The 241-nt window shown below is 42.7% G+C and carries 1 protein-coding gene; it reads left to right on the top strand.

Annotated elements, in window-relative coordinates; genetic code table 11:
* The coding region (locus ACX9YW_RS23500) for a hypothetical protein (RefSeq protein WP_460351213.1) at window positions 1–241 on the top strand (241 nt) is incomplete at both ends.

The following is a 241-nucleotide window of genomic DNA, read 5'->3' as shown; positions in this document are numbered from 1 at the left end:
CCTCAACTAAGGCCAAGTACCTTAAGTCATACAAGAAGGCCTATGCTTCTTACAAGAAGGCTCAAGCTAAGTTAGCAACTTTGAAGCACCCAACGGCCGTTAAGAATGCTAAAGCAAAGGTTACCAAGGCTAAGGCTTCATACAAGAAAGCCAAGAAGGCTGCAACTAAAGCTAAGTATCTTAAGGCTTACAAGGCTGCCATAGCTAACCTTAACAAAACCTACGTTAAGTACGGCAAGTA

The organism is Pseudoneobacillus rhizolycopersici (assembly GCF_054786815.1).
This window is presented reverse-complemented; position numbering and strand designations above follow the sequence as displayed.